The following is a 9049-nucleotide window of genomic DNA, read 5'->3' as shown; positions in this document are numbered from 1 at the left end:
AGTCATTGCGATGCGCGTGCCAGGGCCCTTGCCCCGGAGCATGGGACGGGGTGTGGCCGCGTAGCCGCACGAGGAGGGGAAAAGCGTGGCGGGGGCGTGGGTGCCGTGCGACGGTGCCCGCGATGAAAATCGCGACCTGGAACGTGAACTCGGTACGGGCCCGGCAGGAGCGCTTGCTCGAGTGGCTGAAGAGCGCGCAGCCGGACGTGGTGTGCTTGCAGGAGCTCAAGTGCACCGAGGCGGACTTCCCGCTGGAGGCGGTGCGCGACGCCGGCTACCACGCGGCCCTCCACGGGCAGAAGACCTACAACGGCGTGGCCATCCTGGCGAAGGAGGAGCCGCGGGACGTGGTGAAGGGGCTGTCGGACGGCGTGGACGACACGCACGCGCGCCTCATCGCCGCGACGGTGAAGGGCGTCCGCGTGGTGAGCGCGTACGCGCCCAACGGGCAGTCGGTGGACTCGCCCCAGTACGAGTACAAGCTCGAGTGGTATGGCCGGCTGCGCCGCTACCTGGACACGCGCCACCAGCCGGACGAGCCGCTGGTGCTCGGCGGTGACTGGAACGTCGCGCCCGAGGACATCGACACCTACGACCCGAAGCTGTGGGAAGGACAGACGCTCTTCACGCTCAAGGAGCGCGACGCGCTCCAGCGCCTGCGCGCCTTCGGCCTGACGGACGCGTACCGCAAGCTGCACCCCGACACGCAGCGCTTCTCGTGGTGGGACTACCGCAACCTTGGCTTCCCGAAGAACCTGGGCCTGCGCATCGACCACCTCTACGTGTCGGCGCCGCTGGTGCCCCGGCTGACGGGGGCGGACACGGACCGCGACGCGCGCAAGGGAAAGCAGCCCTCGGACCACGCGCCGGTGTGGCTGGAACTCCAGGATTGAAGCGGGTGGGGGACATCATGATGACGCGACGATGGATGGCGTATGTGGGGCTGAGCCTGTTCCTGGCGGGTTGCTCCGTGCGGCGGATGCCACCCGTCGCGCCGGAGCCGGTGCCGCCGCATGAGCTGTACCTCCTGTCCTCCTCGGTGCTGAAGGAGGAGCGGCGCATCACCGTCTACCTGCCGCCCGGCTACGAGACGGCGAAGGACGCTCGCTTCCCGGTGCTGTACATGCCCGACGGTGGGCTCCAGGAGGACTTCCCGCACGTCGCCTCCGCGGTGGACGCCGCCATCCGCGCGGGGGAGATGCGGCCGCTCATCGTCGTGGGCATCGAGAACACGGTGCGCAGGCGCGACATGACGGGGCCCACCGAGCTCGCGAGTGACCGGGAGCTCATCCCTGTCTCGGGTGGCTCGGCGGCGTTCCGCGCGTTCATCCGCGACGAGCTGCTCCCCGACATCTCCCGGCGCTATCGGGTGACCGAGGAGCGGGCCATCATCGGCGAGTCGGCCGCGGGCCTGTTCATCATGGAGACCTTCTTCCTCCAGCCCGAGCTGTTCGACACGTACCTGGCGCTGAGTCCGAGCCTCTGGTGGAACGGCGAGGCGCTGGTGAAGCAGGCCGGGACGTTCTTCGCGCAGCACCCGTCGCTGCGCGCGCGGCTGTATGTCTCCTCCGCGAACGAGACGGAGGACATCGTCCCGGCGGTGGCGCGGCTGAACGACATCCTCCAGGCGAGCGCACCCGCCGGGCTGACGTGGGAGGTGGAGCCCCGACCGGACCTGCGTCACGACAACATCTACCGCTCCACCGCGCCCGCCCTGCTGCGCAAGTGGCTGCCCCCGGTGAACACGGCCGGGGACGCACGGTAGGCCACGGGCCTGGGTTCGCCGTAGAGTCGGAGGGCCATGTCCGTCCTCCGACTCGACTGTACGAAGTGCGACCGGACGTATGCGCCGGGCGCCGTGCTGAACCTGTGCACCACCTGCGACGCGCCGCTGTTCGCGCGCTATGACCTGGAGCGCGCGGCGAAGACGCTGCGCCGCGAGGCCCTGGCGACGCGGGAGCGCTCCATGTGGCGCTACCACGAGGTGCTGCCCGTGGCGGACCCCGCTCAGCGACTCAGCCTGGGCGAGGGCTGGACGCCGCTGCTTGCGACGCCCCGGCTGTCGGCGCGGCTGGGGATGAAGCAGGTCTGGGTGAAGGACGAGAGCGGCAACCCCACCGGCTCGTTCAAGGCGCGCGGCCTGTCGGCGGCGGTGTCGATGGCGAAGGTGCTGGGAGCGAAGGCGGTGTGTCTGCCCTCGGCGGGCAACGCGGGGAGTGCGCTGGCGGCGTACGCGGCGCGCGGTGGCCTGGAGGCGCATGTCTTCGTGCCTCGCGACATCGCGAGCCTCTTCCTCCTGGAGACGCGGGCCTATGGCGCGCACGTCGAGACGGTGGACGGGCTCATCACGGACGCGGGGAAGGTGTGCGCGGGGCTGGCTCGCGAGCATGGGTGGTACGAGTGCGCCACGTTGAAGGAGCCCTACCGCGTGGAGGGCAAGAAGACGATGGGCTACGAGGTCGCGGAGCAGCTCGGCTGGACGCTGCCCGACGTCATCCTGTACCCGACGGGCGGCGGCACCGGGCTCATCGGCATGTGGAAGGCATTCGAGGAGATGGAGGCGATGGGCCTCATCGACTCGAAGCGGCCGAGGATGGTGGCGGTGCAGGCGGAGGGCTGCGCGCCCATCGTGAAGGCCCACGAGGAGGGCAGGCCCGATGCGCCGATGTGGCAGGGCGCGACGACGCATGCGCACGGCCTTCGCGTACCCAAGGCCCTGGGCGACTTCCTCATCCTGCGCGCGGTGAAGGAGAGCGGGGGGACGGCGGTCTCCGTCACGGAGGCCGAAATCGTCCAGGGGACGAAGGACCTGGCCTCGGCCGAGGGGCTCTTCGCGGCGCCGGAGGGCGGCGCCTGCGTGGCCGCGCTGCGCAAGCTCCATGCGTCCGGGCAGGTGACTCCCGAGGAGTCCGTGGTGGTCTTCAACACGGGCACGGGATTCAAGTACGTGGAGAACATGGCGCCGCTCTGGTGAAGGGCGTGGCAAGGCGCGGCGCGCCATGCGCGTGGGTGTCCTCCCTGGCGCAAGGACCGCTCGGGCCCGCGCTCCCGGAGGGCGCATGCTGGGGCTCGCGGTGGCTCACCGGCCCGCGGATGAGAGACGAAGTGTTCGTGGAGCCCGTGGGCTCCTGTGTTGGATGGGAAGCATCGCCCGCTGTGTTCGCTGCCCCTGACCGAGGACCTGCTGATGACGCGTTCGAGGAACCCCTCCGCCCGGAGTCGGAACCGCGAAGGAGGCGCCGTGAAGATGCCGACGAGGAGGTCTCAGGTCCGCTCGCCGCGAGAGCCCTCGCTTCGTGGGCTCGTGGTGGTGATGTGCCTGGGGCTCGTGGCTTGTGTGGCGCCCCGGAGCGTGGCGCCAGCGGGTGAGGCCACGGCGACGGGGCCCATCGCCCACGTGTCCACGGATGGGCGGGTGCGCTCGCGTCCGGGCCCGGTGTCGGACGTGTCCGCGGCGGTCGGGGAGCAACCGCTGGGGCTGGGAGGCGCGCGTGACGGGCTCGTGTACGTGCCTCGCACCTATCGTCCGGAGCAGCCCGCGCCGCTGATGCTGTTGCTGCACGGCGCGAAGGGGAACGCGCGGCAGATGCTGCAGGCGCTGGCGCCCGTCGCGGAGTCGGAGGGATTCCTGCTGGTGATTCCGGAGTCGCGCGGCGTGACGTGGGACCACAAGCTGGCCACGGGCGGCGCGGACCTGGACTTCATCGACATGGCGCTCGCGCGGGTCTTCTCCCGCTACGCGGTGGCGCCCGAGCATGTCAGCGTCTCCGGGTTCTCGGATGGCGCGTCCTATGCGTTGTCGCTGGGCATCCTGAACGGTGACGTGTTCTCCCGCATCGTGGCCTTCGCGCCGGGCTTCGTGGACGCGGCGGAGCCTCGCGGTGTACCGCGCGTGTTCATCGCCCACGGCGACGCCGACCAGGCCATCCCCGTGGAGGAGGGGCGCCGCATCGGCGCGGAGCTGCGCTCGGCGGGCTTCGACGTGCGGTTCCACGAGTTCACCGGAGGCCACTCGATTCCGGCCGACGTCGCACAGGCCGCCGCGCGGTGGCTTCGTGAACCGAACCCACCGGCGGACAGCCCCGCGTCAGGCGCGGTGCCGTAAGCCTCAGCGCCAGGGGAGCCGGTCGAGGATGCCGTCCTTGACGCGCTCGAGCGGCTCCGTGACGGTGTCCCAGACCTTCTTCCCGGCGTCCTTCACGCCGTCGACCACCGCGTCCTTGACCTCGTTCCACTTGCCCGTGGCCTTGGAGAAGTCCCAGTTCGGGTCTCCCTTGCCCGCGCGCATCTGCTTCACCGCCTCGTCGAGATACGCGGTGTGGTCCTTGCCGCTCTCTCCGATGAAGGGGCGCTTGCCGTCGAAGTAGCCCTGCTTGTACGCGTCCTGGATGAGCTCGCCCTGCTGCTCGGGGTTGAGGTCCGCCCACTTCTTGCCGGAGTCGATGCCCTGCTCCCAGTCGTAGCCCTGGCCCGCGCCCTGCGCGACCAGCGCCTTGGCCGCGTAGTCCGCGCTATAGCGGCTCACCTCGGGGTGAGGGGGCTTCGTCACCTGGATTGTCTGGACAGGTCTGCGTTTGTTTCCTCGAATTGTGAGATGAAGGGAGACATGCACGGCGGAAGCCCGCATGACGCACGCGGACGGCCGTGCCGTGGCAAGACTCCCGTCGAGAGCCCATGACGCCCCCCCCTCCCGAGTCGCTCCCGTTCCCGGACAGCCTCTGCCATCGCTGCGCCGCGCCACCGCGCTACGTCCAGTCACGGACCTCGGTGTTCATCATGTGCCCGCTGTTGCCGGGGAAGTACCCGCCGCAGCCGGTGCGGGCTTGCGCGCTCTTCCGCCCCGCGGCGCTGGCGGGTGTGAAGGATTGAGCTGGAGCGAGGGCAGGAGAGGGAACGTGCCCTCGTCGCGAGGAGCAGGCGGCAAGGCAGGGTGATTGCGAGGTGCGCTGGCCGTCCCCAACTGAGGCGCGCAGTGCAGTCACTGAGGGGGAGAGACTGGATGGTCGCCAAGAAGAGCTCGCGCGCTACGTCGCGCACCCGTGGGATGCCCAAGAAGCGGATGGTTTCTCGTACGCGCATGTCGAAGCCTCGACGTGCCACCGCCACGCCCCGGCGTCGCGTGGCGTCCGGGGCGCGTGCCTCGACGAGCAGCCGGTACACCCGGCCCGCGCTGAGGGAGCGCCTCAAGAAGCGCCTCATGGCGGGGACGCGAGGCGGGCGCGCGGGACAGTGGAGTGCGCGCAAGGCCCAGCTGCTGGCCGCTGAATACGTGAAGGCCGGCGGTGGATATCGCGGACGGAAGGCCACGAGCCAGAAGTCGCTCACGACGTGGACGCGCGAGGCCTGGCAGACGAGCACCGGTGGCACGCGTGCGCGCCGCGGCGCGACGACGGCGCGCTATCTGCCGAAGAAGGCGTGGTCACGGCTCAGCGCGCGTCAGAAGCAGGCCACGGAGCGCCGCAAGCGCACGGCCTCGCGGAGAGGTCGGCAGTACGTGGCGAACACGCCCGCCGCGCGTCGTGCTCGCAAGACGGCGACGCGGCGGTAGGCGTACCGGCTCCCCGTCGCGCTCGCGTTGTGGCGGCGCGGCGGTGAGGGACTACGTCACCCGCCGTGCTCGCACCTTACGGCGGGTGACCCGCTCGGGCTCCCTGGGACAGGGGCGCCCGGTGGCGCGCCGCCATTCGCTCGTCGAAGAACTCCTCGTAGGTCATCATCGGGCGCTCGGATGATGCGCACGCAGGTGCGGCGCATACGCCTCGGAGTCCGGCACCCCAATCATCAGCCGAGCCACCCGGACGGCCTGCCGCCAGCCACGTCGCGGCACCTCCACCCAGGTCGTCATCTCAGGGCCCCTCCACCGCCGTCACGGGGACGTAGGGCGTCTCGTTCGCCGTGGGTGTCGCCGAGCGCCGGGCCGCGAGCGCGGAGCGCACCCCGAACGCCACCGTCGCCAGCAGCCGCAACATGAAGGAGACGGTGAGCCCGGCATCCAGGTCGTCGTTGGAGAAGCTCCGCCGTATCTCCTCCATCCCTCGGAGGGTACGCCGTCACTTCCTCGTAGTGGCGCGCCTTGAGCAGCCGGCTCACCAGCTCGCTCGCGCAGACGACGGCCTTCTTCGCCTCCGACCTGGAGCGCCGCCGCGCGCAGGGCCTGCATGCCGCTGGAGCAGATGCCATGCAGTGACGCCACCTCACACGCGGGGCCACCCAGCGCGCGGCGCACCTGGCTGGCGAAGCCCGGCAGTACCCGGTCGCCCTGGGGGGCGCCGTGACGAGCAGGTCCATCTCTCCCAGGGTGATGGGCGAGCGCGACAGCGCATCCTGGACGGCGTTCGCCGCGAGGTCCCAGTTGCACAGCACGGTGCGCTGCTCGCGGTCGAGGGCGTAGTGGCGCTGGGTGATGCCGTTCTGGACGAGGACACGGGCGCGGGCCCGGGAGGGCTTGCCCCGGACCTTGCCGAGGTCGTCCTCCATCTGGTCGTGGGGATGGGCTCGCCCGGGAGGAACTTCCCCAGGCTGGTGATGAAGACGTCGTGGGCCATGCGCCGACCGTAGGCCGTCCGCCCGAGGCCACTTCCCCGGGAGGGAAATGACCCGCGGGAATCTTTCGCGCCCCTCTTGTGGTGAGCCATCCCGGCAAACACAAACTTCGCGCGCCCAGCCGCAGGCGGGGGGCTACCGCTTCTGGACGTGGACGACCTTGTTGATGATCTTCCAGCCCCCGTCCGTCTTGATGACGGTGAGGTAGTCCGTCATGAAGGCGCCCGGGTAGTCGAGCTCGACCTTGGCCACGCCCACGTCGCCAGTGACGTCCAGGCTGACCAGCCGGCGCTTGCGCTTCGCTTCGTCGTCGGCGGGCTTCCCGCTGACGCCGGCCAGGTACTCGGCGGCCGTCCTGCGCACGAGCACGCCGTCCCGGTTGAGGAACATCTTCATCTCGTCGTGCATCGCCTCGCGGAAGGGGGCCACCTGGCCCGTCGCGTGACCCTCCAGATACAGCTCCACCGCGCGTCGGGCGCCCACCACGTCCTGCGTGCTCGCGGGGGTTCCACGCGCGCTCCCGGAAGCGAGCACGCCTCCCACGAGGACCGCGCCCACCGCGACTGCGCTTCTGAAGTGCTGCTTCATGGCTCTGTGCCTCCAAGGTCCTCGGTACGTCGGTGCTCTTGGTAGCGCGCCCCTGGAGGGGCCGTGTGACGTCCTCTTCGGACGGTGGCGGGAGTCGCCGAGCGGCCCAGGGCGTCGGTGAGTGGCACGGCCGTGACGCGGGCCTGGGCAGGAGAGCGTCCCGGAAAACCCGCTTCGTGGCGCCGGCCCGGAGGACGAGCGGGCGCCACGGCGGCGGCAGCGTGCTTCGCGAGTCGCGGTTCCCCAGCGTGTTTCGCATAGAGTGCCCTCGGCGAGTGCCGATGCCGGGGAATGCGAAGGACGGGAGACGCATGGACTGCGACTGGCTCATCATCGGCTCGGGCTTCGGCGGCAGCGTCAGCGCGCTGCGGTTGACCGAGAAGGGCTACCGCGTGGTGATGCTGGAGAAGGGGCGGCGGCTGGCTCCCTCCGACTTCCCGAAGACGAACTGGAACCTGAAGCGCTGGATGTGGATGCCCCAGCTCGGCTGGCGGGGCCTGTTCCAGATGAGCTTCTTCCGCCACGTCACGGTGCTGTCCGGCGTGGGCGTGGGAGGCGGCTCGCTCGTCTACGCCAACACGCTCCCCATCCCGAAGGACGACTTCTTCCAGGCCTCCTCGTGGGGACACCTGGCCTCCTGGAAGGACGAGCTGGCGCCGCACTACGCGACCGCGCGCAAGATGCTCGGCGCGACCACCAACCCGCGCGGCACCGTGGCGGACCGGGTGCTCGAACAGGTGGGCCAGGAGCTGGGCCGCCCGGGCTTCGAGCCGTCCACCGTCGCCGTGTACTTCGGTGAGCCGGGCGTCACGGTGAAGGACCCGTACTTCGGCGGAGAGGGCCCCGAGCGCACCGGCTGCACGTCCTGCGGCGGGTGCATGCTCGGCTGTCGCCACGGCGCGAAGAACACGCTGGACCGCAACTACCTCTACCTCGCGGAGAAGCGCGGCCTGACGCTGCACGCGGACACGGAGGCCACGTGGGTGCGGCCCCTGCCGAACGGTGGCTACGAGGTGGAGGCGAAGAAGGGCGCCGGCCTCTTCGGGCGACAGACGCTGCGCCTCACCGCGAAGAACGTCATCTTCGCTGGAGGCGTGCTGGGCTCGCTGTCGCTGCTGCTGCGGCTCAAGGAGCACAAGGACGGACTGCCCCGGCTGTCGGACCGGCTGGGAGACGGCGTGCGCACCAACTCCGAGGCGCTCATCGGCATCGTGAGCGGTCGCCCGGAGCACGACTTGTCGAAGGGCATCGCCATCGGCTCCATCCTGCACACCGACGAGCGCTCGCACCTGGAGCCCGTGCGCTTCTCGGAGGGCTCCGGCTTCTTCCGCCTGCTGATGGCGCCGCAGGTGCCCGGCAAGTCGATGCTGGGTCGGATGGCGCGGCTGGTGGGCCTGCTCGCGCGCCACCCGCTGCGCTTCCTCAAGGCGTGGTTCGTCCCGGACTTCGCCAAGCGCACGCTGATCCTGCTCTACATGCGCACGCTGGAGGGGCACCTGCGCATGCGGCGCGGTCGGCTGCTGAAGAGCGGGCTGTCCACCGGGCTGCAGTCCGGCCCCGCGCCCACGTCCAACATGCCCGAGGCGTTCGACCTGGCGCGCCGCGTGGCGGACAAGCTGGACGGCTATCCGATGACGATGGTGAGCGAGACGGTGCTGGGCATCCCGACGACCGCGCACATCCTCGGCGGCTGCTGCATGGGAGACTCGGCGGCGACGGGCGTCATCGACCATCGCCACCGGCTCTTCGGCTACGAGGGACTGTACGTGGTGGACGGCTCGGCCATCTCCGCCAACCCGGGCGTCAATCCCTCGCTGACCATCACCGCGCTGGCCGAGCGAGCCATGACCTTCATCCCCCACGCGCGGACCGGGGAAGACGAAGCGCCGCGACCCGCCCGGCTGTCGTCCTGAGTCCG

General features: G+C 70.5%; 11 protein-coding genes. 7 read left to right on the top strand and 4 right to left on the bottom strand.

The annotated features are described in order from the left end of the window. Positions 1 to 122 precede the first annotated feature (122 nt). From xth to AC6JA9_RS30380, 4 genes are all read left to right on the top strand, one after another. Positions 123 to 893 carry an exodeoxyribonuclease III gene (gene xth, locus AC6JA9_RS30395; protein ID WP_473568022.1) on the top strand — a complete coding sequence of 257 codons (771 nt, stop codon included), beginning with the start codon at positions 123 to 125 and terminating at the stop codon, positions 891 to 893. Between the two features lie 20 nt (positions 894 to 913). Next, on the top strand, positions 914 to 1765 hold the full coding sequence (locus AC6JA9_RS30390) for an alpha/beta hydrolase (protein WP_141325605.1): 852 nt from the start codon (positions 914 to 916) through the stop codon (positions 1763 to 1765). 36 nt (positions 1766 to 1801) lie between these two features. Then, positions 1802 to 2974: a threonine synthase gene (locus AC6JA9_RS30385; RefSeq protein WP_223745471.1), complete on the top strand. Its 1173-nt coding sequence runs from the start codon at positions 1802 to 1804 to the stop codon at positions 2972 to 2974. Between the two features lie 273 nt (positions 2975 to 3247). Further along, positions 3248 to 4105 (top strand): alpha/beta hydrolase, encoded by an 858-nt coding sequence (locus AC6JA9_RS30380; protein ID WP_267700112.1) that lies wholly within the window; start codon positions 3248 to 3250, stop codon positions 4103 to 4105. A gap of 3 nt (positions 4106 to 4108) precedes the next feature. Here the strand turns inward: AC6JA9_RS30380 and AC6JA9_RS30375 are convergent, their stop codons facing one another. After that, positions 4109 to 4549, bottom strand: coding sequence for a hypothetical protein (locus tag AC6JA9_RS30375; RefSeq protein WP_483578395.1), 441 nt, complete (start codon positions 4547 to 4549; stop codon positions 4109 to 4111). A gap of 125 nt (positions 4550 to 4674) precedes the next feature. Here AC6JA9_RS30375 and AC6JA9_RS30370 point away from each other — a divergent pair, with 125 nt between their 5' ends. Further along, positions 4675 to 4869, top strand: a complete 195-nt coding sequence (locus tag AC6JA9_RS30370) for a hypothetical protein (protein ID WP_426745581.1) — start codon at positions 4675 to 4677, stop codon at positions 4867 to 4869. 208 nt (positions 4870 to 5077) lie between these two features. Then, positions 5078 to 5548: a hypothetical protein gene (locus AC6JA9_RS30365; RefSeq protein WP_497958236.1), complete on the top strand. Its 471-nt coding sequence runs from the start codon at positions 5078 to 5080 to the stop codon at positions 5546 to 5548. A gap of 165 nt (positions 5549 to 5713) precedes the next feature. Here AC6JA9_RS30365 and AC6JA9_RS30360 read toward each other — a convergent pair whose 3' ends face one another. From AC6JA9_RS30360 to AC6JA9_RS30350, 3 genes are all read right to left on the bottom strand, one after another. Continuing rightward, the gene (locus tag AC6JA9_RS30360) at positions 5714 to 5845 is read right to left on the bottom strand and encodes a CstA-like transporter-associated (seleno)protein (protein ID WP_274622654.1); all 132 of its coding nucleotides are present in this window, start codon (positions 5843 to 5845) and stop codon (positions 5714 to 5716) included. 1 nt (position 5846) lies between these two features. Continuing rightward, on the bottom strand, positions 5847 to 6032 hold the full coding sequence (locus tag AC6JA9_RS30355; RefSeq protein ID WP_497958235.1) for a hypothetical protein: 186 nt from the start codon (positions 6030 to 6032) through the stop codon (positions 5847 to 5849). Between the two features lie 646 nt (positions 6033 to 6678). Continuing rightward, positions 6679 to 7131 (bottom strand): nuclear transport factor 2 family protein, encoded by a 453-nt coding sequence (locus tag AC6JA9_RS30350; protein WP_194869192.1) that lies wholly within the window; start codon positions 7129 to 7131, stop codon positions 6679 to 6681. A gap of 311 nt (positions 7132 to 7442) precedes the next feature. Here AC6JA9_RS30350 and AC6JA9_RS30345 point away from each other — a divergent pair, with 311 nt between their 5' ends. Further along, entirely contained in the window at positions 7443 to 9044 is a 1602-nt protein-coding gene (locus AC6JA9_RS30345; RefSeq protein ID WP_497958234.1) for a GMC oxidoreductase, read from the top strand. The last annotated feature ends 5 nt before the right edge of the window (positions 9045 to 9049 follow it).

The organism is Myxococcus sp. MH1 (assembly GCF_059738865.1).
The sequence above is the reverse complement of the archived record's forward strand: the minus strand, read 5'-3'. Positions and strand labels throughout refer to the sequence as shown.

Coding starts and splice junctions, on each gene's coding strand:
- AC6JA9_RS30390 (WP_141325605.1), top strand. CDS start 914: ATGACGCGACGATGGATGGCGTATGTGGGGCTGAGCCTGTTCCTGGCG.
- AC6JA9_RS30370 (WP_426745581.1), top strand. CDS start 4,675: ATGACGCCCCCCCCTCCCGAGTCGCTCCCGTTCCCGGACAGCCTCTGC.
- AC6JA9_RS30345 (WP_497958234.1), top strand. CDS start 7,443: ATGGACTGCGACTGGCTCATCATCGGCTCGGGCTTCGGCGGCAGCGTC.
- AC6JA9_RS30360 (WP_274622654.1), bottom strand. CDS start 5,845: ATGACGACCTGGGTGGAGGTGCCGCGACGTGGCTGGCGGCAGGCCGTC.
- xth (WP_473568022.1), top strand. CDS start 123: ATGAAAATCGCGACCTGGAACGTGAACTCGGTACGGGCCCGGCAGGAG.
- AC6JA9_RS30355 (WP_497958235.1), bottom strand. CDS start 6,032: ATGGAGGAGATACGGCGGAGCTTCTCCAACGACGACCTGGATGCCGGG.
- AC6JA9_RS30365 (WP_497958236.1), top strand. CDS start 5,078: ATGTCGAAGCCTCGACGTGCCACCGCCACGCCCCGGCGTCGCGTGGCG.
- AC6JA9_RS30380 (WP_267700112.1), top strand. CDS start 3,248: ATGCCGACGAGGAGGTCTCAGGTCCGCTCGCCGCGAGAGCCCTCGCTT.
- AC6JA9_RS30385 (WP_223745471.1), top strand. CDS start 1,802: ATGTCCGTCCTCCGACTCGACTGTACGAAGTGCGACCGGACGTATGCG.
- AC6JA9_RS30350 (WP_194869192.1), bottom strand. CDS start 7,131: ATGAAGCAGCACTTCAGAAGCGCAGTCGCGGTGGGCGCGGTCCTCGTG.